At 67.4% G+C, this 25,515-nt stretch carries 19 protein-coding genes; 9 read left to right on the top strand and 10 right to left on the bottom strand.

The genetic code is table 11. From position 1 onward, the window contains the following. Nucleotides 1-263: 263 nt before the first annotated feature. The 3 genes from UU9_RS04690 to UU9_RS04700 all read left to right on the top strand — a co-directional run bounded on the left by UU9_RS04690 (nucleotide 264) and on the right by UU9_RS04700 (nucleotide 7,947). Entirely contained in the window at nucleotides 264-3,422 is a 3,159-nt protein-coding gene (locus UU9_RS04690; protein ID WP_007080572.1) for an efflux RND transporter permease subunit, read from the top strand. Nucleotides 3,423-3,725: 303 nt separating this feature from the next. Continuing rightward, the gene (locus UU9_RS04695; protein WP_007080573.1) at nucleotides 3,726-6,905 is read left to right on the top strand and encodes an efflux RND transporter permease subunit; all 3,180 of its coding nucleotides are present in this window, start codon (nucleotides 3,726-3,728) and stop codon (nucleotides 6,903-6,905) included. A 271-nt stretch (nucleotides 6,906-7,176) separates the two neighbouring features. Further along, nucleotides 7,177-7,947 (top strand): prephenate dehydrogenase/arogenate dehydrogenase family protein, encoded by a 771-nt coding sequence (locus tag UU9_RS04700; protein ID WP_007080574.1) that lies wholly within the window; start codon nucleotides 7,177-7,179, stop codon nucleotides 7,945-7,947. A gap of 93 nt (nucleotides 7,948-8,040) precedes the next feature. Here the strand turns inward: UU9_RS04700 and fabB are convergent, their stop codons facing one another. The 3 genes from fabB to UU9_RS04715 form a co-directional block, all read right to left on the bottom strand. Beyond that, nucleotides 8,041-9,249 carry a beta-ketoacyl-ACP synthase I gene (gene fabB, locus UU9_RS04705; protein ID WP_007080575.1) on the bottom strand — a complete coding sequence of 403 codons (1,209 nt, stop codon included), beginning with the start codon at nucleotides 9,247-9,249 and terminating at the stop codon, nucleotides 8,041-8,043. A 1-nt stretch (nucleotide 9,250) separates the two neighbouring features. Beyond that, nucleotides 9,251-9,766, bottom strand: a complete 516-nt coding sequence (gene fabA, locus UU9_RS04710) for a 3-hydroxyacyl-[acyl-carrier-protein] dehydratase FabA (protein WP_007080576.1) — start codon at nucleotides 9,764-9,766, stop codon at nucleotides 9,251-9,253. A gap of 659 nt (nucleotides 9,767-10,425) precedes the next feature. Then, nucleotides 10,426-11,001, bottom strand: coding sequence for a DUF2239 family protein (locus tag UU9_RS04715; protein ID WP_007080577.1), 576 nt, complete (start codon nucleotides 10,999-11,001; stop codon nucleotides 10,426-10,428). 145 nt (nucleotides 11,002-11,146) lie between these two features. Here UU9_RS04715 and UU9_RS04720 point away from each other — a divergent pair, with 145 nt between their 5' ends. From UU9_RS04720 to UU9_RS04730, 3 genes are all read left to right on the top strand, one after another. Next, nucleotides 11,147-12,535, top strand: coding sequence for a M16 family metallopeptidase (locus UU9_RS04720; protein ID WP_007080578.1), 1,389 nt, complete (start codon nucleotides 11,147-11,149; stop codon nucleotides 12,533-12,535). After that, nucleotides 12,532-14,022 (top strand): M16 family metallopeptidase, encoded by a 1,491-nt coding sequence (locus tag UU9_RS04725; RefSeq protein ID WP_007080579.1) that lies wholly within the window; start codon nucleotides 12,532-12,534, stop codon nucleotides 14,020-14,022. Before UU9_RS04720 ends, UU9_RS04725 begins: the two co-directional genes overlap by 4 nt. 166 nt (nucleotides 14,023-14,188) lie before the next feature. Beyond that, nucleotides 14,189-14,710 carry an acyloxyacyl hydrolase gene (locus UU9_RS04730; protein WP_007080580.1) on the top strand — a complete coding sequence of 174 codons (522 nt, stop codon included), beginning with the start codon at nucleotides 14,189-14,191 and terminating at the stop codon, nucleotides 14,708-14,710. A 123-nt stretch (nucleotides 14,711-14,833) separates the two neighbouring features. Here the strand turns inward: UU9_RS04730 and UU9_RS04735 are convergent, their stop codons facing one another. The 5 genes from UU9_RS04735 to UU9_RS04755 form a co-directional block, all read right to left on the bottom strand. Next, the gene (locus tag UU9_RS04735; protein WP_007080581.1) at nucleotides 14,834-16,360 is read right to left on the bottom strand and encodes a DHA2 family efflux MFS transporter permease subunit; all 1,527 of its coding nucleotides are present in this window, start codon (nucleotides 16,358-16,360) and stop codon (nucleotides 14,834-14,836) included. Between the two features lie 126 nt (nucleotides 16,361-16,486). After that, nucleotides 16,487-17,710 (bottom strand): HlyD/EmrA/EmrK family protein, encoded by a 1,224-nt coding sequence (locus tag UU9_RS04740; RefSeq protein ID WP_007080582.1) that lies wholly within the window; start codon nucleotides 17,708-17,710, stop codon nucleotides 16,487-16,489. A gap of 9 nt (nucleotides 17,711-17,719) precedes the next feature. After that, a complete protein-coding gene (locus tag UU9_RS04745) occupies nucleotides 17,720-19,171 on the bottom strand; it encodes an efflux transporter outer membrane subunit (protein ID WP_007080583.1) in 1,452 nt (483 codons plus the stop codon). Between the two features lie 36 nt (nucleotides 19,172-19,207). Then, nucleotides 19,208-19,666, bottom strand: a complete 459-nt coding sequence (locus tag UU9_RS04750) for a MarR family winged helix-turn-helix transcriptional regulator (protein ID WP_007080584.1) — start codon at nucleotides 19,664-19,666, stop codon at nucleotides 19,208-19,210. An 84-nt stretch (nucleotides 19,667-19,750) separates the two neighbouring features. Further along, nucleotides 19,751-20,002 carry a hypothetical protein gene (locus UU9_RS04755; protein ID WP_007080585.1) on the bottom strand — a complete coding sequence of 84 codons (252 nt, stop codon included), beginning with the start codon at nucleotides 20,000-20,002 and terminating at the stop codon, nucleotides 19,751-19,753. A 250-nt stretch (nucleotides 20,003-20,252) separates the two neighbouring features. Here UU9_RS04755 and UU9_RS04760 point away from each other — a divergent pair, with 250 nt between their 5' ends. Further along, on the top strand, nucleotides 20,253-21,095 hold the full coding sequence (locus UU9_RS04760; protein WP_040670286.1) for a helix-turn-helix transcriptional regulator: 843 nt from the start codon (nucleotides 20,253-20,255) through the stop codon (nucleotides 21,093-21,095). A gap of 111 nt (nucleotides 21,096-21,206) precedes the next feature. Here UU9_RS04760 and UU9_RS04765 read toward each other — a convergent pair whose 3' ends face one another. Then, nucleotides 21,207-21,905, bottom strand: a complete 699-nt coding sequence (locus UU9_RS04765) for an RNA polymerase sigma factor (protein WP_007080587.1) — start codon at nucleotides 21,903-21,905, stop codon at nucleotides 21,207-21,209. A gap of 146 nt (nucleotides 21,906-22,051) precedes the next feature. On the opposite strand from UU9_RS04765, the gene UU9_RS04770 reads away from it, so the two are divergent. Further along, nucleotides 22,052-22,600, top strand: coding sequence for a DUF4142 domain-containing protein (locus tag UU9_RS04770; RefSeq protein WP_007080588.1), 549 nt, complete (start codon nucleotides 22,052-22,054; stop codon nucleotides 22,598-22,600). Between the two features lie 10 nt (nucleotides 22,601-22,610). Further along, entirely contained in the window at nucleotides 22,611-22,967 is a 357-nt protein-coding gene (locus UU9_RS04775; protein ID WP_007080589.1) for a cupredoxin domain-containing protein, read from the top strand. 112 nt (nucleotides 22,968-23,079) lie between these two features. On the opposite strand, the gene UU9_RS04780 is transcribed toward UU9_RS04775, so the two are convergent. Then, nucleotides 23,080-25,497 carry a S9 family peptidase gene (locus UU9_RS04780; protein WP_007080590.1) on the bottom strand — a complete coding sequence of 806 codons (2,418 nt, stop codon included), beginning with the start codon at nucleotides 25,495-25,497 and terminating at the stop codon, nucleotides 23,080-23,082. Nucleotides 25,498-25,515 lie beyond the last annotated feature (18 nt).

Genomic DNA, 25,515 nt, shown 5'->3' on the forward strand with positions numbered 1-25,515 from the left:
GCAGGCGATCGAAAGCTCTTGATCGGCTCCCCCGCTTGCGGGGGAAGGTGCTGAAGGATGGTGGCGCTCCTGCTCTTGATCGACCAACAAGAGCATCGCGGCTGAAGCCGCTCCCACAGACGTCAGGAGCATCGCGCACAGGGCGAGCTCCTACAGAAACGAGGCGGTGACTCGATGGGAGCCGTGCCATTCGGCAGGGCCGACTTCAGGCACATCGCGGCGGCCCCATGACTGCCACTATCCTTGCGCGCTACGGAGAGCCCATGAATATATTCGCGCCCATGATTCGCCGCCCGATCGGCACCTCGCTGCTGGCGATCGGGTTGATATTGGCGGGGAGCTGGGCCTACCAGCTGCTGGGCGTGGCCGCGCTGCCGTCGATGGACCTGCCGGTGGTGATGGTGTCGGCCAACATGCAGGGCGCCAGCGCGCAGACCATGGCGAGCACCGTGGCGGCGCCGCTGGAGCGGCACCTGGGGCGGATTCCCGGGGTCAAGGAGATGTACTCCAACAGCACCGAGGGGCGCACCTTCGTGCGGTTGCAGTTGTACATGGGGCGCAGCGCGGACAAGGCTGCCAGCGACGTGCAGGCGGCGATCAATGCCGCCGCGGTCGACCTGCCCACGCACATGGACAACCCGCCGCAATACTTCAAGGCGGATACCACCCAGGTGCCGGTGATCCTGGTGTCGCTGACCTCCACCGGGCTGCCGCCGGACAAGCTGTACGACCTCACCAACACCTTGCTCAGCCCGGCGGTGGCGCAGATCCCCGGCGTGGCCCAGGTGGAGGTGTTCGGCGGCACCGCGCATGCGGTGCGGGTGACGCTGGATACCGGGGCGCTGGCGGCCAAGGGGCTCACCACCAACGACGTGGCGAACGCGCTGCGCGCGGCCAACGTCACCTCGCCGCAGGGCCTCATCAGCGATGGCCACACGCAGATGACGGTGTCGGCCAACGACGCGCTGCAGGATCCGGCCGAATTCGGCAATCTGCTGATCGCGATGAAGAACGGCATGCCGGTACGGCTGACCGACGTGGCCACCGTAGCCGCGGGGCCGGAGGATCAATACCAGGCCGCCTGGTTCAACGGCCAGCGCGCGGTGATGATGCAGGTGACCAAGCGGCCGGAGGCGAACGCGGTGGCCACCGCCGCCGCAGTGCGCGACCAGTTGCCCACCTTTCGCGCCATGCTGCCGGCCGATGTCACCATCACGCCGATCCTGGACCTCACCCAGACCACCAAGTCCGCGCTGCATGAAGTGCAGTTCACGCTGATGATCAGCGTCGTGATGGTGGCGCTGGTGATGCTGATCTTCCTGCGTCGCATCGGCCCCACCCTGATCGCCCTGCTCAGCGTGCCGCTGTCGCTGGCCGGTGCGTTCGTGGCGATGTGGGCGTTCGGTTACACCTTGAACCTGCTGTCGCTGGTGGCGCTGGTGCTGTGCATCGGCTTCGTGGTGGACGACGCGATCGTGGTGATCGAGAACATCGTGCGCCACATGGAGAACGGCCAGCCGCCGCTGCCGGCCGCGCTGGTCGGCGTGCGCGAGATCGGCTTCACCGTGCTGTCGATCACCTTGTCGCTGGTGGCGGTGTTCGCGCCGCTGCTGTTCGGCAACAACATGCTGGTGATGCTGCTGCGCGAGTTCTCGGTGACGCTGACCGCGGCGATCGTGATCTCGGCGCTGGTCTCGCTGACGTTGACGCCCGCGCTGTGCGGGCGCTTTCTCACCCTGGAGCACGCCGGCGAAAAGCCGCTCAACCGTATCCAGCGCGCGTTCGAGCGCTTCGACCGCTGGCTGCACCGCGTCTACGAGCGCGCGCTGGACTGGGCCATGCACCACCGCCGGCTGATGCGCTGGCAACCGCTGCTGTTGCTGGTGGCGACCGTGGTGCTGGCCATGGCGGTGGTGAAGACCGCCGGCGGTACTTTCATGCCGGAAGAAGACACCGGCGCGCTCAACGGCAACATCAGCGCCGACGCCAATATCTCGCCGCAGCTGATGGCCGAGCGGGTGAAGCAGGCGGCGGCGATCGTGCAGGCGGACCCGGCCGTGCTGGATGTGTCGTCCATGCTGGGTCGCAACGGCGGCGCGGTGGGCAACAACGGCCGCATGTGGATCGATTTGAAGCCGCTGGGCGACGGCCCCGGCCAGCGCCGCGACAGCTCGAAAGTGGTGCTGGAGCGGCTCAGCAAGCAGTTCGAGGTGTTGCCCGACATGAAGGTGCAATTGCGCACGCTGCAGTTCATGGGCGGCGGTGGCGGCAACAACGAAGGCGCGCAGCACAGCTTCCAGATGATCAGCAAGGACGGCGGCGACCTGCAGCCGTGGGCGCTGAAGATGGTGCAGCAGATGCGCCGCTCGAAGGAGCTGCGCGACGTGGGCAGCGAGTTCGACGAGGTGGGCAAGCAGCAGATGCTGAAGGTGGACCACGACGCGGCCGCGCGCCTGCACGTGAACATGGGCATGGTCGACACCGCGCTGAACAACGCCTTCGGCCAGCGCATGGTGTCCACCATCTATTCCGACATCAACGAATATCACGTGGTGCTGACCAGCGCCAATGCGCAGTCGCTGAGCCCGGCCACGCTGCTGGATACGCGCGTGCGCAACGCGCAGGGCCGGTTGATCCCGCTGTCCGCGATCGCCCGCATCGAGCCCAACATCAGCCCGTCCGGCGTGGTCCACCAGGATCAGCTGGAGGCCACCGACATCAGCTACAACCTGCCCGCGGGCGTGCCCGAAAGCCATGGCATCGACCTGGTGAACCAGGCCGCGCTGGCGATCAACCTGCCCGGCGGCATCCGGCTGAAGTTCGGCGGCACCGACGAGGAGCTGCAGGATCTGCAATCCAACGGCGGCACCTTGCTGCTGGGCGCGATCCTGGCGATGTACATCGTGCTGGGCATTCTCTACGAGAGCCTGGGCCATCCGCTGACCATCCTCTCCACCCTGCCGGCGGCCGGCGCGGGTGCGTTCCTGGCAATGCTGGTGACGCAGACCCAGCTCAGCCTGATGGCGATCATCGCGATCCTGATGCTGATCGGCATCGTGAAGAAAAACGCCATCCTGATGGTGGATTTCGCGCTGGTGGCGCAACGCGAACGCGGCCTGTCCGCGCCCGACGCGATCCGCGAGGCGGCGCTGGTGCGTTTTCGCCCGATCACCATGACCACGCTGGTGGCGATGGGCGCGGCGCTGCCGCTGGCGATCGGTTTCGGCGTGGGTTCGGAAATGCGCCAGCCGCTGGGCGTGGCGATCGTGGGTGGCCTGCTGGTGTCGCAATTGCTGACCTTGCTGAGCACGCCGGCGATCTACCTGTGGGGCCACGACCGCAAGCTGCGCAAGGCCGCACGCAAGGCGCGCAAGGCGGAGAAGAAACGCCTGCGCGCGGGTTTGGCGGCCAGTGCGTCCTAAACTGCGGGCCGGTCCAAGGGACAGTCTGATGGATCAGCTTTTTGCTCGTCATTCCTGCAAAAGCAGGAATCCAGTGCCTTTGCGTTGGATGGCTTGGAGGCACTGGATCCCAGCTTTCGCTGGGATGACGAGCAAAAACAGATCTTTCCTGGGAGCCCAAATGGCAGAAGCTTTCGCGGCGCCAGCATCCACGCGCGGGCCGTCGTCGGTAATATTCCTGCGCATGCCTGCATCCTTTCGCGCCGACGACCGCCGCCCTTTCCTTCCATCGACAACCCCGCGCCGCAGCGCACAGCGGTGCGCATGAGCGTGTTCGCACCGATGGTGCGCCGGCCCGTGGGCACGTCACTGCTGGCGATCGGGCTGATGCTGGGCGGCTTGTGGGCGTACCTGCTATTGGGCGTGGCGGCGTTTCCGTCGATCGAGTTTCCCGGCGTGGCGGTGTTCGCGCAGCTGCCCGGCGCCAACGCGCAGACCATGGCCAGCACGGTGGTGGCGCCGCTGGAGCGGCACCTGGGGCGGATTCCCGGCGTGCGCCAGATGTATTCCAGCGCCAGCGAGGGCGGCGCGCAGATCCAGATCCTGTTCGAGATGGATCGCAGCGCCGACAAGGCCGCGCGCGACGTGCAGGCGGCGATCAACGCGGCCGCCGCCGACCTGCCCTCGGGCATGCCCAGCCCGCCGGGCTACTTCAAGTTCGACACATCGCAGATCCCGGTGCTGCTGGTGTCGCTGACTTCCACCAGCCTGGCGCCCGACCAGCTCTACGACCTCACCGACACCTTGCTGAAACCGGCGGTGGCGCAGATCCCCGGCGTGGCCCAGGTGCAGGTGTCCGGCGGCGCGCCGCATGCGGTGCGGATCGCGCTGAACAGCGCGGCGCTGGCGCAGAAAGGCATCACCAGCAACGACGTGGCCAATGCGCTGCGCGCGGCCAACGTCACCTCGCCGCAGGGCATGCTCAGCAACGGCGCCACCCAGATGACGGTGAGCGCCAACGACGCGCTGCACACGGTGCAGGATTTCGCGCCACTGGTGATCGCCAGCCGCGACGGCGTGCCGGTGCGGCTGTCCGACGTGGCCACCATCAGTAGCGGCCAGCAGGATCAGTACGCGGCGGCGTGGTTCAACGGCCGGCGCGCCGTGACCATGCAGATCAGCAAGCGCTCGGAGGCGAACGCCGTGGCCACGGTGAATGCCATCCGCGCCGCGCTGCCGGGCTTCAGCCACCTGATGCCGGCCGACGTGGAAATCCACCCCATCTTCGACCTCACCCCCACCACCGAATCGGCGCTGGACGAGGTACAGGTGGCGCTGCTGATGAGCATCGTGATGGTGGCGCTGGTGATGCTGGTGTTCCTGCGCCGGCTGCGGCCCACGGTGATCGCGATGTTCAGCGTGCCGCTGTCGCTGGCCGGCGCGTTCATTGTGATGTGGATGCTCGGCTTCACCCTCAACATCTTCTCGCTGGTGGCGCTGGTGCTGTGCGTGGGCTTCGTGGTGGACGACGCCATCGTGGTGATCGAGAACATCGTGCGGCACATGGAGCGCGGCATGGCGCCGCTGCCGGCCGCGCTCACCGGCGTGCGCGAGATCGGCTTCACCGTGGTGTCGATCACCTTGTCGCTGATCGCGGTGTTCGGCCCGATGGTGTTCGGCAACAACATGTTCACCATGCTGATGCGCGAGTTCTCGGTCACCCTGATCGCCACCATCGTGATTTCCGCATTGGTGTCGCTGACGCTCACGCCCGCGCTGTGCGGCGCCTGGCTGGCGCACGAACCGGAAGGCAGCCGCACGCCGGGCCGGCTGGAGCGCATGGCCGAGCGCTTCGACAGCAGCCTGCTGCGCATCTACGAGCGCGGGCTGGACTGGGCCATGCACCACCGGCGGGTGATGCGCTGGCAGCCGATCCTGTTGCTGGTGCTGACCGTGGTGCTGGCGGTGGTGGTGGCCAAGACCGCCGGCGGCAGCCTGATGCCGAAAGAGGACACCGGCCTGCTGCAGGCGCAGATCACCGGCGACGCCAACATCTCGCCCACCCTGCTGGCCGAACGCACGCAGGCGATGGCCGCCGTGCTGCAGGCCGACCCGGCCGTGCTTGATGTTTCCACCATCCTGGGCGGCGGCAACAACAACGGCGCGGTGGGCAACCAGTCCACGCTGTTCGTGGACCTGAAGCCGCGGGGTGACGGTCCGAACGATCGCCATGTGTCGGGGCAGACGGTGGTGGATCGGCTGGACAAGTACTACAAAACCGTCTCCGACCTGGACGTGACGCTGACCACGATGCAGTTCATCAACGGCGGCGGCCCCGGTGGTGGCGCCAAGGGCCAGTACGCGTTCCAGCTCAGCAGCAACGCCGGCCTGCCGTTGCAGGGCCCCACGCTGCACCTGGCGCAGGTGATGCGCGGCATGAAGCAGTTCCGCGACGTCAGCACCAGCTTCGACAGTATTGGCCGGCAGGAGCTGCTGCAGGTGAACCGCGAAACCGCCGCGCGATTGCACGTGAGCATGGGCCAGATCGATTCGGCGCTGTACGACGCGTTCGGCCAGAACCAGATCTCCACCATCTATTCCGACATCAACCAGTACCGCGTGGTGCTCACCGCCGCCGCCGAGCAGTCGCTGAGCCCGGCCAACCTGCTCAACACCTACGTGCGCAACACGGAAGGCAAGATGATTCCGCTGTCCGCGCTGGCCAGCATCCAGCCGCATATCGCGCCGGTCACCATCAACCACTACAACCAGCTCGAATCGGCCTCGATCAACTACAACCTGGTTAAGGGCCTGACCCAGACCGACGGCCTGAAATACGTCGACCAGGCCATCTTCGCCGCCGGCCTGCCCGCGGGCGTGCAGAAAAGCTACACCGGCGACAACCAGAACCTGATGGACGCGCTCAACAACGGCCTGCTGATGCTGCTGGCGGTGATCCTGGTGATGTACGTGGTGCTGGGCGTGCTGTACGAAAGCCTGATCCACCCGCTGACCATCCTCTCCACCCTGCCCGCCGCCGGCATGGGCGCGTTCCTGGCCATGCTGGTCACCCACACCCAACTCACCATGATGTCGGCGATCGCGGTGCTGATGCTGATCGGCATCGTGAAGAAAAACGCGATCCTGATGGTCGACTTCGCCCTGGTCGCCGAACGCGAACACGGCCGCTCGCCACCGGAGGCGATCCGCGAAGCCGCGCTGGTGCGCTTCCGGCCGATCACCATGACCACCCTGGTGGCGATGGGCGCCGCGCTGCCACTGGCGATCGGCTTCGGCTACGGCTCGGAAATGCGCCAGCCGCTGGGCATCGCCATCCTGGGCGGGCTGGCCGTGTCGCAACTGCTGACCCTGCTGAGCACGCCGGCGATTTATCTGTGGAGCCATGACCGCAAGCAGCGCAAGGCGGTGCGCAGAGAGCGCAAGATGGAGAAGAAGCGGCAGAAGTTGTTGCGGCGGGAAGCCAGGGCGGGCGGCTCGGCTTGATTGGGGATTTCGCGGCACTTCGACTTCGCCGTCCGGTGGACGGCTACGCTCAGTGTGATCGGGTGAGGGAATCCGACATCGACCGAAAGAACCTCCACCGTTCTCCCTGAGCGTCGGCCGCGCAGCGGCCAGAGTCGAAGGGCATGCCGCCTCAACGTCACTGTTTTGGACGGCCAATTCGATGCTCAGCTCGACCCATCACGCCCTTCGATAGAACGAAGAGCTCGCGCTTGTGGCAGCATCAACTGTTTTCCACGCGCAGGAAGGGCCCATGGTGTTCGCGATACTCGGTTACGGCCGCTTCGGCCAGGCGTTCGCCGATCTGCTGGCGCGGGCGGGGCATGAGGTGCGTATCCATGATCCGCATGCCGAGGTGCCGGCGGCGCTGGCGGCGGCGTCGATGGTTGCCGCCGTCGATGGCGCGGCCTGGGTGGTGCTGGCGATGCCGGTGCCGCGGATGGCGGAGGCGCTGGCCGCGCTGAAGCCGCATCTGGGCGCCGGGCACACCGTGATCGACGTGGGCAGCGTGAAGCTGCACCCCTGCGCCGTGATGGATGAGCAGTTGGGCGATGCGATACCGCATGTGGGCACGCATCCGCTGTTCGGCCCGCTCAGCCTGGCGCGGGGTGAGCGACCATTGCGCACGGTGGTGTGCGCCAGCGCCCGGCATCCGCAGACGGCCGAACGCGCGCGCGCACTGTTCCGCGAACTGGGTTGCGAGGTGATCGACCAGGATCCGGCCACGCATGACCGGCACATGGCGCATACCCACGCGCTGGCGTTTTTCCTGGCCAAGGGCCTGATCGAGATCGGCGTGGACGACGACTTGTCGGTGACGCCACCGTCGTTCCAGGGCCTGAAGAACATGTTGGCCGCGGTGCGCGGCGACGCCGGCCATCTGTTTGCCGCGATCCAGCAGGAAAACCCGTTCGCTGCCGAGGCGCGTGCGCAGTTGCTGGGGGCGTTGCAGCGCATCGACCGGCAGCTTGCCAGTGCGGATGACGACAGCCTGGCTATTCCTGAGCGGCACGGGGACGCCTAGAGCACTGTGGGAGCGACTTCAGTCGCGATGCTCTTGCTCTGGGGATCCAGAGAAAAAGCATCGCGGCTGAAGCCGCTCCCACACGAACCGGCATCAGACTTTCGAGAACACCAGCGTGCCGTTGGTGCCGCCGAAGCCGAAGCTGTTGGACATCACCGTAGTCAGCTTCGCGTCGCGGCTTTCGCGCACGATCGGGAAGCTCTCGGCCAGCGGGTCAAGCTCGGTGATGTTGGCCGAGGCGGCGACGTAGTTCTCGTTGAGCATCAGCAGGCTGTAGATCGCCTCGTGCACGCTGGCGGCGCCCAGCGAATGGCCGGTGAGGGCCTTGGTCGAGGACAGCGGCGGTACCGCATCGCCGAACACCTCGCGCACCGCCTTCAGCTCCACCACGTCGCCCACCGGCGTCGAGGTGCCGTGGGTGTTGAGGTAGTCGATCGGGCCGCTGACGTTGGCCATGGCCATCTGCATGCAGCGCACCGCGCCTTCGCCCGAGGGCGCCACCATGTCGCCGCCATCGGAGGTGACACCGTAACCCACCAGTTCGGCCAGGATGTTGGCGCCGCGCGCACGGGCGTGCTCGTACTCCTCCAGCACCAGCATGCCGCCGCCGCCGGCGATGACGAAGCCGTCGCGGCTGACGTCATACGGACGCGAGGCCGATTCGGGCGTGGCGTTGTAGCTGGTGGAGAGCGCGCCCATCGCGTCGAACTGCGAGGTCATGCCCCAGTGGACTTCCTCGCCGCCACCGGCGAAGACGATGTCCTGCGCGCCGTGGCGGATCAGGTCCGCCGCCGCGCCGATGCAATGCGCCGAGGTGGCGCAGGCGGCGGAGATGGAATAGCTCAGGCCACGAATGCCGAAGCCGGTGGCCAGCGTGGCCGACACGGTGGAGCACATCGTGCGCGGCACCATGTACGGACCGATCTTGCGCACGCCCTTGTTGCGCAACAGGTCGCCGGTTTCGATCTGCCACTGCGGCGAGCCGCCGCCGGAGCCGGCGATGACGCCGGTACGCGGGTTGCTGACCTGTTCGGCTGACAGCCCGGACTGGGCAATTGCGTCACGCATCGACACATAAGCGTAGGCCGCCGCATCGCCCATGAAGCGCTTCAGCTTGCGGTCGATCTCGGCCACCAGGTCGATCTCGGGCACGCCGGCCACATGGCTGCGCAGGCCCAGCGCCACGTAATCGGGAACGGCGCGGATGCCGCTGCGGCTGTCGCGCAGGGCGGATGAAACCGTCGCCCCGTCGTTGCCCAGACACGACACCACACCCATACCGGTCACTACGACACGACGCATCTCAAAAACCCTCGGTGGACTGGAACAGGCCGACGCGCATGTTGTCGGCGGCATAGATCAGGCGGTCGTCGACGAACGTCTTGCCATCGGCGATCACCAACCGCAGCTTGCCGCGCATCACGCGCCGGATATCGATTTCATAGCGCAGCTTCTTGGCGGTGGGCAGCACCTGGCCGGTGAACTTCACCTCGCCCACGCCCAGCGCACGCCCCAGGCCCGGCTCGCCCAGCCAGGGCAGGTAGAAGCCGCTGAGCTGCCACATGCCGTCGAGGCCAAGGCAGCCAGGCATCACCGGGTCGCTCTCGAAATGGCAGGCGAAAAACCACAGGTCGGGGTGGATATCCATCTCGGCCTGGATCACGCCCTTGCCGTAGGCGCCACCTTCGGTGGAGATGTGGGTGATGCGGTCGAACATCAGCATCGGCGGCAGGGGCAGGCGGGCGTTGCCCGGGCCGAACATTTCGCCACGGGCACAGGCCAGCAGTTGATCGTGATCTAACGAGGAAGGACGCGTCATGAAAAGCTCATCAGTGGAGGAAGCCGGAGTGAGATGCGCGCATGCAGGCCACAGCTACCGGTCAAACCGTATGGTGACAGGGGCACGCCGATTCGCACAATGCGACACACGGTAGCGGAGGGCGCCATAAAGGCGCGTCAAGACGCGTGGTGGCGGGTTTTGGCGGTGCGACGATGCACGTCGATAAACCGAACTGTCCGAAGGCACCGTAACCTCCTCTCCCCTTGGGGAGAGGACACAGGAGAGGGGCCGGTGCTTGCGGGGAAGGCGAGGCGAAGCTGTTCGGCGTCTTGGGTGGCTTCGTTGGGCTTCCCTGCGGCGTGCGCCCCCTCTCCCTGCCCTCTCCCCGCAGGGGAGAGGGAATTACGGCAGGGGTCGGCTTCGAGGCGCGGCGTTGTGCGGGCGCGGTCGCGGCATGGCATGAGCTTGCCGGGTCGATAAACCGAATTGCCCGAAGCCACCGTAACCTCCTCTCCCCCTTGGGGAGAGGACACAGGAGAGGGGCCGGTGCTTGCGGGGAAGGCGAGGCGAAGCTGTTCGGCGTCGTGGGTGGCTTCGTTGAGCTTCCCCGCGGCGTGTGCCCCCTCTCCCTGCCCTCTCCCCGCAGGGGAGAGGGGATTACGGCTTCTTTGTGGTGCTGAGGTTTGGCGTTCAGACGGTCACTCTTTTGCCCATGCGCCGGCGGCCAGCTTCAACAGATGCTCGCGCACGTCGGTTGGCCACTTCGCCGTCAGTTCCGCGAAACGTTGCCGCTCGCCGCGATACAGCGCCCGCGAGGCCTCTTCGTAACCGGCCAGGTCGCCCGCCATCACGCGCATGAAGCGGTCGGTCGCTTCCTGCGCCATGCGTGCCCGGGCTTGCGGCTCCTGTTGGCGGGTGGCGTTTTCCACCAGGCGGCGCAGGGCGCCGGAGATGCCGCCGGGCTGTTGGCCCAGCCAGTCCCAGTGCCGCGGCAGCAGGGTGACTTCGCGCGCCACCACGCCCAGTCGGGGGCGGCCGGGGCCGCGGGGGGTGGCGGGCGCCGGCCCTGGCAGCCGTGCCATCACCTCACCCAGCGAACCGCGGAAATCGACTTCGACGGGCTGGCTGGTGCGGTCGTCGAAGATCAGGATCGGGCCGGCCGCGCCCGCGTCGAGTGCCTGCCTGGTGGCGCGAACCACCTCGGCCAGGGGGCCGCTGGCGATCAGGCGGCGGTGGTCGAAGGCGCTGCAGCTGAGGTCGTTGCTGGGTTTCATGGGTTTGGCCCGGGTAGAAATGTACCGGCATATTACCCGGTAAATATTCACCGTCAATATCACCCGGGCAAATCTCGTCCCGCGGGATGGACGCGCACCCGTGCCGGCTTGCTATCGTTACCTCTTTCAACCGACAGGAATGCCCATGCGCCTGCTGCGTCCGGCCCCGTTGCTGGCCTCGCTCGTCCTGCTTGCCGCCATGGCCCTGCCCGCGCCGGCGGCGGCGGCGGATCTGGATATCCCCCAGCTGCATTACCAGCAACGCACCCTGCCGAACGGCTTGCAGGTGCTGAGCGTGGAGGACCACGGCAGCCCCAATGTGGCGGTGCAGATGTGGTACCACGTGGGTTCGAAGGATGACCCGAAAGGCCGCTCCGGCTTCGCGCACCTGTTCGAGCACTTGATGTTCAAGAGCACGCGGCACATGCAGGCCGAGCAGATGGACCGGCTCACCGAGGACGTCGGTGGCGCCAACAACGCCACCACCGGCGACGACGTCACCAACTATTTCGAGGTGGTGCCGTCCAACCATCTGCAGACGCTGCTGTGGGCTGAGGCCGAGCGGCTGTCCAGCCTCAATGTGGACGAGCCCAATTTCAAATCCGAGCGCGCCGTGGTGGAGGAGGAATACCGCCAGAGCGTGCTGGCCAATCCCTACGGCAAGCTGTTCAACGCGATCGATCCCAACTCCTACGCGGTCCACCCGTACCGCCGCCCCACCATCGGCAGCATCGAGGACCTGGAAGCGGCCTCGCTGCCGGACGTGATCGATTTCCACCGCACCTTCTACCGCCCCGACAACGCCACGCTGATCGTGGCGGGCGACTTCGATCCGAAGCAACTCGATGCCTGGGTCGACCAGTATTTCGGCTGGATACCGAAGCCGGCCACGCCGATCCCGCGCGTCACCGCCACCGAGCCGAAGCGGCGCAAGAACCGCCGCGTCACCATCACCGCCGCCACCGCGCCGCTGCCGGCGGTGGCGCTCAGCTGGCTGATCCCGCCGGCGTCGGACAGCGCCGACACCATCGCGCTGCAGGTGGCCGCCGCGCTGCTGGCGCGCGGCGATGCGTCGCGGCTGTACCAGGCGCTGGTGTATCGCCATCAGGTGGCGCGGGAGGTTGATGCGGAAGCCGATGTGCGGGTGGGGCCGGGCCTGTTCCTGGCCTACGCGATCCTGGCCAGCGGCCACGCGCCGGAAGAGGCGGAAAAACTGCTGCACGAGGAAATCATCTGGCTGGCTACCCAGCCGATTCCCGCCGACGAGCTGGAGCGCGCCAAGACGCTGTTGCTGACCGATGAACTGAAACAGCGCCAGACCGCGCAAGGGCTGGCCTTCGCGCTGGGCCAGGCGGCGCTGATCGGCGGCGACGTGGCCCGCGCCAACACCGACCTGGCGGCCTTGCAGAAAGTCACCGCGAAAGACGTCCATCGGGTACTGCAGAAATACGTCACCGGCGCGTACCACGTCACCATCGATTACCTGCCGGCGGCCAAGGCCGGCCAGCCGTCCAGCGGGGAGAGCTCGAAGTGAACCGTCCAGCCAGCTGTTTCCGCGCCACCCTCTTCACCGCCTTGGGTGTTGCCCTGGGCAGCGCCGTGGCGGCCGAGCCGCCGACCACGTTTCCGACCACGCCACCGGCGCCCGGCGCCGCGCCCACGCTGAGCATTCCCACCCCGACCAGCCAGACCTTGCCGAACGGCTTGCGGGTGATCAGCGTGCGCCGCGACGGCCTGCCCCTGGTCACCGCGCGGCTGGTGATACGCAGCGGCGACGAGATGGACCCGCCTTCGCAGGCCGGCCTGGCCGACCTCACCGCCAACCTGCTGACCAAGGGCGCTGCCGGCCTCACCGCGCCGCAGATCGCCACCGCCGCCGAAACCCTGGGAGGCTCGCTGACCGCGGCCGCCGGTTGGGACGAGAGCGACGTGGGCATCACCGTGACCACGCCGCGCCTGCCGCAGGCGCTGGCCCTGCTGGCCAACGTGGTGCGCCAGCCCGCGTTCAGTGCGCGCGAGTTGGCGCGGGCGCAGGCGCAGGCCATTGACGAGGTCCGCCTCACCCTCAGCAAGCCGACCGCGCTGGCCGGGCTGGTGGCCGCGCGCGGCACCTTCGGCACCGGCGCCTATGGCCACCCGCGCAGCGGCACGCCCGCATCGATCGCCCGCATCGGCCGCGCCGATGTGCAGCAATGGCACGCCGCGCTGTACCGGCCGGACAACGCCATCCTGATCCTGGCCGGCGACATCACGCCGGCGCAGGCGCTGCAACTGGCCCAGGCCAGCTTCGGCGACTGGCCGCGACCCGCCACGCCCTTGCCGGCCAAGCCAGCCGGCAGCGGCGAGCGTTCATTGCCCGCGGTGGTGCTGATCAACCAGCACGGCGCCGGGCAGGCCGGTGTAGTGGCCTCGCACCCGGCACCGCCGCGCAGCGACGCCCACTATTACGACGGCCTTGTCGCCAACGCCGTGCTGGGTGGTTCGTACTCGGCGCGGCTGAACGAGGAAATCCGCATCAAGCGCGGGCTCTCCTACGGCGCGTTCAGTGAGCTGCAACCGCGGCGCAACGCCGGCGCGTGGCTGGCCTCGGCGCAAACCCGCAACCCCGCGGCGCCGCAGGTGGTGGACCTGATGCTGGCCCAGTTCCAGCAGCTGGGCGACGAAAAAGTACCGGATGCCGAACTGGCCGCGCGCAAGGCCACCCTGATCGGCAGCTACGGCCGCAGCCTGGAAACCACCACCGGCCTGGCCACCCAGCTTGCCGAGCTGGCCGCGTACGACGTGAACCTCGACCAGATCAGCCGCTTTCCGGACCAGGTGAACGCGGTGACGCCGCGCCAGTTGCGCAAGTACGCACACAAGCATCTGGACGCTGACGAAGCCACCGTGGTGGTGGTCGGCGACGCCAGCCAGTTCGCGGCCGCGGTGCGCAAGGCCCATCCGAAGGCGCTGCGGCTGGACGCGGCGACGCTCGACCTGGACCGTGCCGACCTGGGCGCCGGGACGGCACCAACACCCTGACCCCGATGGCGGCCGCTGCCCGCTGCCGGAAGCGGCCGTGCGCAGCGGATACGGTCCGATCAAGCGCGGGGGGAAACGGTCGGCCATGGGCGCCTGCCTGCGTTCACCTGTACGCGACACGACATACTGAACTATCGCGTACACCATTTATTTCCGCAGGTTCCCCATGCGTTTCATCCCCACGCTGCGCTCCGCGCTGGTGTTGCTGCCGTTGACCCTCGCCGCCCAGCCCGCCGCCGCCGCGCGATGGGAGTTTCAGGCCGGGCGCAGCTACATGGACAGCTACGGCGCGAACACCGCCTTCATCGAGGCGGTGTTCGCCCCCCACCCTATCGGTGATACCCGTTTCAGCTGGGCGCCGGACGTGTCCGTAGGCTGGATCGACGGCCGCGACGTGGCGCGCTACAACGGCCACCGCTACACCACCGGCGACAGCATCGCCTTGCTGGCCGGGGGCGTACGCCTTTATGCCGGTGACGGTGACGAGTGGAGCCGCCGGTTTTTCCTTGCCCTTCAGCCGGTGCTGCATACCGGGCGCACGCAGGCGTTGAGCAGCGTCTACGAATTCGCCACCACACTGGGCTGGCAGGGCCGGCGCTTCAGCGTGCAGATCCGGCATATCTCCAACGCCAGCCTGCATGAGCCGAACCGGGGCGAGACGATGGCGCTGGTGGGGGTGGCGTTTTAAGAGCGCCCTCATCCGCCTTCGGCACCTTCTCCCGCAAGCGGGAGAAGGGAAAAAGCGCAGCGAAGCGATCCTTCTCCCGCTTGCGGGAGAAGGTGCCCGACAGGGCGGAAGAGGGCGCTCTTCTCAGTGCCCTCCCGCCGCCGGCCCCGCCTTCGCGCTGAACGGCGGCTTGGCCAGCCAGATCACCAGCACCAGCGCGATGAACACCCAGCCCAGCATGTGGAACACCTCGTTGAACGAGATCTGGTAGCCCTGCTGGGTGATCATGTTGTTGATCACGCTGGCGCCCGCTTGCGCATCGCCCTGGCCCAGATGATCCATCGCCGCCTGCGAGGTGGGGTTGAACACGTTGATGTGCTCGGCCAGCTGCTCGTGGTGGGCGACCGCGCGGCGCTCCCACAGCAAGGTGGTGATGGAGGCGGAGAAGCTGCCGCCCAGCGTGCGCAGGAAGGTGGCCAGGCCGGAGCCCGAGGCGATCTCGTTCTGCTGCAGGTCCGACAGCAAAATGGTGAGGATCGGCATGAAGAACAGCGCCACGCCCAGGCCCTGCCACAGCTGCACCATCGCCACGTGGTAGAAGTCGATGCCGATGAAGAAATCGGCGCGCATGAAGCAGGTCACGCCCATCACGATGAACGCCACCGAGGCCAGCAGGCGCAGGTCGATCTTGGTGGCGTACTTGCCCACGAAGAAGGTCAGCAGCACCGGAATGATGCCCAGCGGCGCGGTGGCATAGCCGGCCCAGGTGGAGGTGTAGCCCAGGTTGCGCTGCAGCCACAGCGGCACCAGCAGGCCGATCGAGAAGAACGCGGCATAGGCCAGCACCAGCGCGATGGTGCCGGCGGTGAAGTTGCGGTGGCGGAACAGCTTCAGGTCGACGATCGGGTCCTTGTCGGTCAATTCCCAGATCAGGAAGATCGCGATGTTTATCGCCGAGATGATGCTGGTGACGATGATGAAGGTGGAGTTGAACCAGTCCTCGTCATTGCCCTTGTCCAGCACGATCTGCAGCGCGCCCACGCCGATGATCAGCGTGATCAGGCCCACGTAGTCGACCTTCGGCCGCTCGGTTTTCTCGACTTTCGCGCGCAGCTGGCTGGCCACCACCATGCTGGCGAAAATGCCGATCGGCACGTTGATGAAGAAGATCCACGGCCATGAATAGTTGTCGGTGATCAGGCCGCCCAGAATCGGCCCGGCGATCGGCGCCACCACCGTCACCATCGCCAGCAGCGCCAGCGCCATGCCGCGCTTGGCCGGCGGATAGATGCCGATCAGCAGGCTCTGCGTGATCGGGTACATCGGCCCGGCCACCGCGCCCTGCAGCGCGCGGAACAGGATCAGCATGCCCATGCTCTGCGACACGCCGCACATGAACGAGGTCAGCGCGAACAGCAGCGTGCAGGCGGTGAACAGCTTCACCTCGCCGAAGCGGCGGGTGAGGAAGCCGGTCAGCGGCAGCGAGATCGCCATGCTCACCGCGAACGAGGTGATCACCCAGGTGCTCTGGTTGTTGCTGACGCCCAGGTTGCCGGCGATGGTCGGCAGCGACACGTTGGCGATCGTCGTGTCCAGCACCTGCATGAACGTGGCCAGCGACAGGCCGATCGTGCTGAGTGCCAGATTGGGTGGACGGAAATGGGTGGTCATCGATGTCGGTCAGTGAGGGAGTCTGCTCTTCTCCTCCCCCTGCAAAGCAGGGGGAGGTTGGGAGGGGGTAAAGCTCTTGACTCAAGATCAAGAGCGACCCCTCCCCTGCGAACAGGGGAGGGAGCCTTACTTGCTTCCGCCGGCCATGTTGGCGTGGATGATCTGCGCGATCATCGCGTCGGCCTTGGCCGACTGCTGGGCGTAGACATCGGTGCTGAAGGCCGGCTTGGTCGGCGATTGCTGCGCCAGCGTGGGGCCGCTGCGGTCGTGCAGGCCCACGTCCACGGTGAGCGACATGCCCAGCCGCAGCGGGTGTTTCTGCAACATCGCCGGATCGTCGAACAGGATGCGCACGGGGATGCGCTGCACGATCTTGATCCAGTTGCCGGTGGCGTTCTGCGCCGGCAGCAGCGAGAACGCGCTGCCGGTGCCCACGCCCAGGCTCTGCACCTTGCCCTTGTACTTCACGTCGCTGCCGTAGACGTCCGACTCGATCTCCACCGGCTGGCCGATGCGCATGTCGGTGAGCTGGGTTTCCTTGAAGTTGGCATCCACCCACACCTCGTTCAGCGGCACCACCGCCATCAGCGGCGCACCCGGCTGCACGCGCTGGCCCAGCTGCACCGAGCGTTTGGCCACATAGCCGTCCACCGGCGCCACCAGGGTGGTGCGCAGGTCATCCAGGAACGCGGCGCGCAGCCGCGCGGCGGCGGCCTGCACGTCGGGGTGCGAGGCCACCACGGTGTCGTCCACCAGCACCTTGCTGGTCTGGTACTGCTGCTGGGCGGCGATCAGGCCGCTCTCGGCGGTGGTCAGCGCATCGCTGGCGTGCGACAGCTCCTCGGCCGAGATGGCGCCGGACTTGGCCAGCGCCACGCGGCGCGTGTAGTCCGCGCGGGCCTTGGCCACCGCGGTCTTGCGCGCGGCCACGTCGGCCTGTGCGCCGTTGACGCTGCTGTACAGGCCGCGCACCTTGCGCACGGTGCTGGCCAGGTCGGCCTTGGCGCCGGCCAGGGCCACGTCGGCGTTGCTGCGGTCGAGCTTGATCAGCACGTCGCCGGCATGCACGCGGTCGCCATCATCGGCGCCGATGCTGATCACCGTACCGGCGATCTGCGGCGTCAGCTGCACCACGTTGCCGTTGACGTAGGCATCGTCGGTGCCCTCATACCAGCGGCCGTCGAAGTAGTACCAAAGGCCCCAGGCGATAGCGGCGACCAACAGCACGATGCCGAGCAGGCGCAGCATCAACCCGCGCGACCGGGTCTTGGTTTGCGGTGGGGACGGCGGTGCGGCGACCGGTGGCGCGGTGGGTGTGCTGCCCTGTTCGGGCGGTGTCTGGCTGGACATGGGGGTGCCTCAGGAACGTGATGGGGTGGAAGAGGAAAGCGGCGCGGGCGTGTCGGCTTGCGGACGGAAGCCGCCGCCGAGGGCCTGGATCAGCTGTACCGAGAGATCGACCTGCTGCGCCTGCAACTGCGCCGTGCCGCGCTCGGCCGCCAGCAGCTGCTGGCGCACGCTGAGCGCTTCCAGATAGCTGCCGATGCCGGCCTTGTAGCGCTGCTGCGCCAGCTGCCACGCCTGTTGCGCCGCCTCTTGCGCGCGCTGCTGCGCGTCGAGCTGTTGCTGCAGCGACTGCAGTGCGGACACGTCGTCGGCGACCTGGTTGAGTGCGCCCACCAGGGTGCGGTTGTACTGCGCCACGGCGATGTCGTACTGCGCATCCTTGCCGGACAGGTTGGCGCGCAGCTTGCCACCGTCGAAGATCGGCAGGCTCAGTGACGGCCCGAACTGGTAGAACCGCCCCGGCAGGCTGAACGGGTTGCCGCCGCCCATGCTCACCACGCCGGCCATCGCGCCGATGCTGATGCTCGGCAGGAACTCGGTCTTCGCCGCCTTGATGTCCTTGCCGGCGGCCTCGACGCGCCAGCGCGCGGCGACCAGGTCGGCGCGATGGCCAACCAGATCCAGCGGCAGGTTGGACGGCACCGCCAGTTCGGCCGGGTGCAGCAACTGCGGCCGGGCGATCTGCAAGCCGCGGTCCGGACCCTTGCCCAGCAACACCGACAGCGACGAGCGCGCGGCATCGACGGCGCGGCTGGCCAACGCCACCTGCTGCTCGGCGCTGGCTACCTCCGCGTCGCCCTGGCGCAGCTGGATCTGGTTGTCGATGCCGGCGGCGACGCGCTGGCGGGTCAGTTCGCGCGACTGGCTGGCGCGTTGCAGTTCACTGGCGGCCAGATCCTGCTGGGTGAACGCGTAGCCGAGCTGTGCATAGGCGCGGGCCACGTTGCCGGAGAGTTCGATGCGTGCGGCGCGGGCGTCGACCTCGGCGGCACGCGCCTGGCCCACCGCCGCTTCCCACGCGGCGCGCTTGCCGCCCCACAGGTCCAGATCCCAGTTGAAGCTGGCGTAGCCGTATTTGGCCAGCCCGAAGTGCGCCTTGTCGCCCAGCAGTGCGGCCGGCGGCCGGGCAGCGGCGACCGAGGCGCCGCCGTTCACGCGGGGCTTGCGCGCCGCCTCGGCGACGCCCGCCTCGGCCTGGGCGGCACGGGCGCGTGCGTCGGCGACACCGAGGTCGGGGTTGTTCTGCAGCGCTTCGGCGATCAGCGCGTCGAGCTGCGGATCGCCCAGCCCGCTCCACCAGTCGGTGGAGGGCCATGCGGCGGCGGAGAGATGGGCGAGGCTGTGGTCGGCCTTCAGCGTGGCCGGATCGATCGGCGTGCCGTCCGGGTGCAGGCCACCGCTGCTGGCACAGCCGGCCAACGCGAGGGTCAGGGCGGCGGCAGCCGCAAGAAGATGCAGACGCATGGAAAGGTCCAGGGTGAAAAGTCCGGGGTGGAAGGGTCAGTTCTTGTCGCGAAGCGCGTGCAGCACGCGCTCCAGGTAGTCGTGCAGTTGCGCCTGTTCGGTGTCGTCCAGCGAGCGCTGGGCCGCACTCAGCACGCGTTCGTTGCAGTCGGTCAGCTGCTGCCACAGCGTGCTGCCGGCCTCGGTCAGCTCGATCCGCAGCGCACGGCGGTCCTGCTCATGCCGGCAGCGGCGCAGGTAGCCCTTGCTCTCGAGCTGGTCGAGCTGGCGGGTCATCGCGCCGCCGTCCAACTCCACCGAGCGCGCCAGCTCGGTGGCCGACATCGGGCCAAGCCGGGACAGCCGCTTGATGATCAGGAACTGGGTGAAGCTCAGGTTCAGTCCCCTGGCCGCCAGTTCGCTTTCCATCGCGCGCACGACCTCGCTGCGGACGAGGCCGAGCAGGATGCCCAAGCTCTCCCGGGGCGTGCCAAAAGCGAGCACTTCGGAATTCATGGCCGTGCATTCTATTGCCCCGGTTATATTTGTCAAGGCAAATATATGTGCGTTCATCTTTGCTCTGGCAAGCGTTGCTGCGTTTTAGCCCGCCCGGGTGCGCAGGCTCGCCAGTTCGTCCTGCACCAGGTTGCGCAAGGCGGGATCGCGGATCGCGAAGAGGTCGAACACGCCCAGCGCCAGCAAGGTGGGCAGGCGCGCCAGCAGGCGTGGTTCGGCTTCGCGCCGTACCGATTCCGGCGTGGCCGGGTCGAGCATCAGCTGTGCGTGCACCACGAAATTGGTGAAGGCGTCGGTGTCGGGCTGCACGGGTTGGGGAAAGGGGAGTAGCGACATGTCGGTCTCCTGGCGAAGGTGCAAAAAACAAACAGGCACGGCGGTGGCCGGCGGGTACGGCGAACGGCTGGGGCGCCGTTCGCCGTGGGGATGCCGGTTGGAAAACCGGGCATCCGCGTGGCGCGTGATCGGCGATCACGCGCGTGAAGGGGTGACGGACGGGACAGGCAACCCTATTTCCACCGCCGCTATCATGGGAAGGCACTTCCCACTGCTGGTACTCCCACCACCACCACCTCGCCGGTTGTCGATGACCACGCCCATGCAACGCTCCGAGTTGAAGGCATTCCTGCGCACGCGGCGGGCGATGCTGACGCCCGAGGCGGTGGGTTTGCCACGCGGCACGCGCCGGCTCACGCCCGGTTTGCGGCGCGAGGAAGTAGCCACGCTGGCCGATGTGGGGCTCACCTGGTACACGTGGCTGGAGCAGGGCCGCGACATCAACGTGTCCGCCGCCGCGCTCACCCGCATCGCGCGCGCGCTGTCGCTGTCGGCCACCGACGAAACCTACCTGTTCGCGCTGATGGGCCTGTCACGCACCGAGGTGACCGAGCACCACTTCACCTTGCCGCCGGTGACGCAGCAGGTGCTGGACCTGTACCAGGCGCCGGCGTTCGTGCTGGATACGGTGTTCAACCTGCTGGCCTGGAACCGGCTGGCGGGGAAGCTGTACGACCTGGGCGAATTCGGCGGGCCGTTCGCCGACAACCACATCTGGAACCTCTTCATGAACCCGGCCCGGCGCCGGCTGTATCCGGATTTCGAGGACGGCGCGCTGAACCTGCTGGGCATGTTCCGCATGAATTACGCGGCGCACCCCGAAGACACCCGCTTCGACCGCCTGATCGCCGCGCTGACGGCGGCCAGCCCCGAATTCGTGACCCTATGGCAGCGCTGCCACACGGCGCCGTTGAGCGCGATCATCGTGCCGTTCTTCCACCCGGATTTCGGCGACCTCAGCATCCACTCGATGCGCATGCCGATCCGCGACGAAGACCACCTCGACCGCGCCACCGCCTTCTTCTTCGCTCCCGCCGACGCGCCAACCGCGACCAGCTTCGCGCGGATGGCGCAGCGCCTGGGCGGCGGTTGACAGCCACGCACGTGCCCGCAGGAACCCGTGGGAGCGACTTCAGTCGCGATGCTCTGGGCCGGGCTGGGGAAAAAACATCGCGGCTGCAGCCGCCCCCGCAGAACGCGGGCGCTAACCCTTCGCCGTCAACCGTGCCATGACCGCCTCGGTGACGCGGGCGCAGCGTTCGCCCATGAACGGGAACGCGTCGGTAAGGGAGGCGGCCACCGTGCCGTGCAGTGAATGGCGCAGCAGCCGGCGGGCACGATGCAGGCGGGTCTTCACCGTTTGCGGGTTGATCGCCAGCTGGGTGGCGGTTTCCTCCACCGAGCACTCCTCCACGTCGCGCATCATGTAGACGGTGCGGAACGCCGGCGGCAAGGCGTCGATGGCGTGTTCCAGCAGATGGCGGATCTGCGTGCGCTCGGCGGATACGGCCGGGTCTTCGCTGCCGAAGCGCGAGGGGAACTGGACGATCTGGTGGGTATCCATGGGGGACTCGTCGATTTTCTCCAGCCCGACCATGTTGTGCCGCTTGCGCAGCCGGCCACGGGCCTCGTTCAGCACGATGGAGGTGAGCCAGGTCAGCAGGCTGGACTCGCCACGGAAGGTGTCCAGCTTGCGGTACGCGCGCAGGTAGGACTCCTGCAGCACGTCTTCGGCCTCGGCGTCCTCACCCAGCACGCTGCGGGCGATGCGGAACAGTCGCTGGTTGCAGCGCTGCATGATGTGGCGGAACGCGCCTTGCTGACCACCACGCACCAGGGCCACCAGCGCGGCATCGTCCAGCGCGGTGTAGTCAATGGCAACGGCATGAAGGGAAGCGGACATGATTTCTCCTTTCTACACCGATTGGGATGCGATGACCTCGCCGCAGGTTCCCGCCGAAATTTCCGGAACCTCGCGGGCAGCACCCGCATCCCATGGCCGCAGACGGGCAACTGCCGAACCTGCCCATGTCCATCAGGAGAAATCACGTGAAAAAGTCACTTTTCGCTCTCGCCATCGCGCTTGCCTTCGGCACCGTCGCCAGCGTGCAGGCGCAGCCCGCGCCGGCCGCCGCCACCGCGCCGGCCACGATCGATGACGCGCAGATCGCGCACATCGCCTATACCGCCGGCCAGATCGATGTCACCGCGGCGAAGCAGGCGCTGAAGAAGTCCCACAACAAGGCCGTGCTCGCCTTTGCCGAGGAAATGGCGCGTGATCACGCCGCCGTCAACGAGCAGGCGCTGGCGCTGTGCAAGAAGCTGGGCGTGACGCCGGCCGACAACCCCACCAGCCAGGCGCTGGCCAAGGCCGCGGCGGCCGAGCAGGTGAAGCTGGCCGCGCTGAGCGGCGATGCGTACGACAAGGCCTATGCAGCCAACGAAGTGGCCTTCCATCAGACGGTGAACCAGGCGCTTTCCGGCACGCTGATTCCGTCGGCCAGGAACGAAGAGCTGAAGTCGTTGCTGGAAACCGGCCTGAAGCTGTTCGAGTCGCATCAGATGCACGCCGAACACCTGGCGCAGAGCCTGAAGTAAGGAGCGGATCATGCGCTGCACGATGATGGTATTTGCCAGCCTGCTGGCGATGAGCGGCTGGGCGGTGGCGGCCACCCCACCGACGAAAGCTCCGGCTGCCGTCAAGGCGGCCACGCCGGCGCCGCAGGTGCACGTCATCGTGGTCGACACGATGCAGTACGGCCCGATGCCGACCGGCGTACGCGCCGGCGACATCATCGAGTGGGTCAATCGCGGCATTCTGGAGCACACCGCCACCGCCCGCGACGGCCGTTTCGATCTCGACCTGAAACCGGGCGCCAGCGCGCGCATGAAAGCCACGGCGGGCACGGTGGAGGTCTACTGCAAGTTCCACCCCACGATGGTGGCAACGCTGGTGGTGAAATAGCCGGCTGCGGGGAGCGCCATTTTGTGGGAGCGACTTCAGTCGCGATGCTCTTGCTCTGACGCTCAAAAGCAAAAGCATCGCGGCTGAAGCCGCTCCCACATAATGTGTGCGTTCAGGGGCTCTTCGGCTTTTCCAGATACGTCTCGAACAACTCATCCACGCGCCGGTATTCGTCGTACCACGCGTCGGGATGCACGAAGCCGTGGCGTTCCATCGGGTACAGCGAGATCCAGAAGTTCTTCTTGCGCAGCTCGATCAGGCGCTGGTACAGACGGATGGAATCCTCGGCCAGCACGTTGTCGTCGATCAGGCCGTGTTCGATCAGCAGCGGGTCCTGCAACTGGTCGGCGTATTCGATCGGCGAACTGGCCGTATAGGCGGCCGGATCGATCTGCGGGTCGTTGAGGATGTTGGCGGTGTATTCGTGGTTGTACAGCGTCCAGTCGCTGACCGGGCGCAGCGCGGCGCCGGCGGCGAATTCGCCGGGTGCGCGCAGCAGGGCCATCTCGGTCATGAAACCGCCGTAGCTGCCGCCGTAGAGGCCCACGCGTTGCGGGTCGACGCCATGGTTCTTCACCAGCCAGGCCTTGCCGTCGAGCAGATCCTCCAGTTCCGGATGGCCCATGTTGCGGTAGATCGCGGTGCGCCAGTCGCGGCCGTAGCCTTCGGAGGCGCGGTAATCCATGTCCAGCACCGCGTAGCCGCGCTGCACCAGCAGGTTGTTGAACATCTGCTCGCGGAAGTAATAGGTGGACGACAGCGTCACGTCCTGCAGGTAGCCGGCGCCGTGCACGAACAACACGGCGGGGCGGCTGGTGGTGTCATCGGCCGGGCCGTAGTACTTGGCGTAGATCACGCCGGCGCCGTGGCTGGACGGGATCTGCACGATTTTCGGGGTGATCCACTGATGCGCGGTGAAGGCCGGCTTCATCGTGTCGGTCAGCTCGCGCGGCGTGCCGCCGGCGGCGGGCTGCACCGCCAGTTGCGGGAGGCGGTAGGCGGAGGAATGCAACACCGCCAGCTGGCTGCCGTCGGGCGAGAGCTTGAAGTCGTCCATGCCCTGGTAGTGGGTGACGCGGCTCAACGCGCCGCCGCCGCTGGGCACGCGGTAGACGTCGTAGCTGTACGGCGCCACCTGATTGCTGCGCAGGTAGAACCAGCGGCCGTCGGGGCTCAGCTGCGGGTGGCTGACTTCGAAGCGGCCGGTCGTAAGCGCTTTGGGCTTGCCATCCAATGGCTTGGTGTAGAGCTGCGACCAGCCGCTTTGTTCGCTGAGGTACCACAGCGTGTGGCTGTCCTTCAGCCAGCCGAAATCGTTGAAGTTCCAGTTGATCCAGGCCGGGTCGGTGAGCCGCTGTTGATTGACCAGCGTGTGATCGCCGAAATCGACGCTGGCGATCCAGCGGTCCTTGTTGTCGATGGCGCGCAGCTGCACGGCCAGTTCGGTGCCGTCGTCGCTCCACGCGATGTTGTCGCCACCGTCGCCGGCCACGGTCACCGGGCGCACGTCCGGCGCTTTCAGCGCCTTGGCCTGGTCGGCTTTGCCGGCTTTTTCCAGCGCGGCGATCGCGTCGTGGCGCAGCGCCTTCAGCGGGTCGTCCTTGATGCCGGGCAGGGTGTCGGTGGGCAGTGCGTACGGCTTGTGCTTGACCAGGTCCAGCAGCAGCAGCGACTGGCCGGCCGGATCGTTGCGGCCGACATAAGTGTGCACGTCCTCCGGTTCCGCGTAGCCGCTGTCGGTGACGTAGTGGGTGAGCTGCGGCACTTTGCCCCCGTCGGCGTCCTTGGGCACGGTCACCAGCAGCATCCAGCGGCCGCTGGGCGAGAGCTGGGCATCCACCAGCTTGATCTTGTCGCCCAGCCAGAACGGCATCGGCGCGCGGCTGGGGTCGGCCGCCTGCAGGGCTTCGTTTTCGTCGCGCACGGCCTGCTTGTCGGCCTTGATCCGGCGCAGCGTGCTGAAGGTGGCCAGCTGCCGCTCGCCCAGCGCGTCGGGCCTGGCGTCCTGCGGATCGTCGGCGAATTTCAGCAGCGCCACCGGCGCGACGACAGCCTGCGCCAGGTCGTAGCTGTACCAGTCGTTGCCGTCGCGATACTGCAGCGCGCGGCCGTCGGCGGAGAACTGCGGCGAGGATTCGTCCTGCGGCGTGCGCGTCACCTGGCGCCGCTGGCCGCTGGCCACGTCGACCACGAAAACGTCGCCATGCAGGATGTACGCGGCGTGCTGCCGGCGGCGGTCGAACACCGGATCACCACCGGCCTGCGCCCGCGCCGCGGCATCCAGCTTCACGCTCTGCCCGCTGGCGGCATCGACCCGGTACAGGTCGCGCACCTGGCTGCCGTCGCGCTTCACCGCGTAGTAGATGCTGCGCCCGTCCACGCTCCAGTACGGGCTTTCCACCGCCTGGCCGACCCAGTCGGGGTTGGCCATGATGGTTTCCAGATCCAGCGGTTGCGGGGTGGATGGCGGTGTCGCCGCCAGCGGCAGCACGGTGAAGGCAATGAGGCCGGCGAGCAGCAGTCGACGCATCTTCGGTGTTTCCTGCAA

This window comes from Rhodanobacter fulvus Jip2, assembly GCF_000264315.1.
Lineage (GTDB): Bacteria > Pseudomonadota > Gammaproteobacteria > Xanthomonadales > Rhodanobacteraceae > Rhodanobacter > Rhodanobacter fulvus.

What these genes read in the sequence shown, in the direction of transcription:
- UU9_RS04690 (WP_007080572.1), top strand. Translation starts at nt 264, where the DNA reads ATGAATATATTCGCGCCCATGATTCGCCGCCCGATCGGCACCTCGCTG.
- UU9_RS04745 (WP_007080583.1), bottom strand. Translation starts at nt 19,171, where the DNA reads ATGCGTCTGCATCTTCTTGCGGCTGCCGCCGCCCTGACCCTCGCGTTG.
- UU9_RS04700 (WP_007080574.1), top strand. Translation starts at nt 7,177, where the DNA reads ATGGTGTTCGCGATACTCGGTTACGGCCGCTTCGGCCAGGCGTTCGCC.
- UU9_RS04735 (WP_007080581.1), bottom strand. Translation starts at nt 16,360, where the DNA reads ATGACCACCCATTTCCGTCCACCCAATCTGGCACTCAGCACGATCGGC.
- UU9_RS04695 (WP_007080573.1), top strand. Translation starts at nt 3,726, where the DNA reads ATGAGCGTGTTCGCACCGATGGTGCGCCGGCCCGTGGGCACGTCACTG.
- UU9_RS04780 (WP_007080590.1), bottom strand. Translation starts at nt 25,497, where the DNA reads ATGCGTCGACTGCTGCTCGCCGGCCTCATTGCCTTCACCGTGCTGCCG.
- UU9_RS04755 (WP_007080585.1), bottom strand. Translation starts at nt 20,002, where the DNA reads ATGTCGCTACTCCCCTTTCCCCAACCCGTGCAGCCCGACACCGACGCC.
- UU9_RS04740 (WP_007080582.1), bottom strand. Translation starts at nt 17,710, where the DNA reads ATGTCCAGCCAGACACCGCCCGAACAGGGCAGCACACCCACCGCGCCA.
- UU9_RS04730 (WP_007080580.1), top strand. Translation starts at nt 14,189, where the DNA reads ATGCGTTTCATCCCCACGCTGCGCTCCGCGCTGGTGTTGCTGCCGTTG.
- fabB (WP_007080575.1), bottom strand. Translation starts at nt 9,249, where the DNA reads ATGCGTCGTGTCGTAGTGACCGGTATGGGTGTGGTGTCGTGTCTGGGC.
- UU9_RS04715 (WP_007080577.1), bottom strand. Translation starts at nt 11,001, where the DNA reads ATGAAACCCAGCAACGACCTCAGCTGCAGCGCCTTCGACCACCGCCGC.
- UU9_RS04760 (WP_040670286.1), top strand. Translation starts at nt 20,253, where the DNA reads ATGACCACGCCCATGCAACGCTCCGAGTTGAAGGCATTCCTGCGCACG.
- UU9_RS04750 (WP_007080584.1), bottom strand. Translation starts at nt 19,666, where the DNA reads ATGAATTCCGAAGTGCTCGCTTTTGGCACGCCCCGGGAGAGCTTGGGC.
- UU9_RS04720 (WP_007080578.1), top strand. Translation starts at nt 11,147, where the DNA reads ATGCGCCTGCTGCGTCCGGCCCCGTTGCTGGCCTCGCTCGTCCTGCTT.
- fabA (WP_007080576.1), bottom strand. Translation starts at nt 9,766, where the DNA reads ATGACGCGTCCTTCCTCGTTAGATCACGATCAACTGCTGGCCTGTGCC.
- UU9_RS04775 (WP_007080589.1), top strand. Translation starts at nt 22,611, where the DNA reads ATGCGCTGCACGATGATGGTATTTGCCAGCCTGCTGGCGATGAGCGGC.
- UU9_RS04765 (WP_007080587.1), bottom strand. Translation starts at nt 21,905, where the DNA reads ATGTCCGCTTCCCTTCATGCCGTTGCCATTGACTACACCGCGCTGGAC.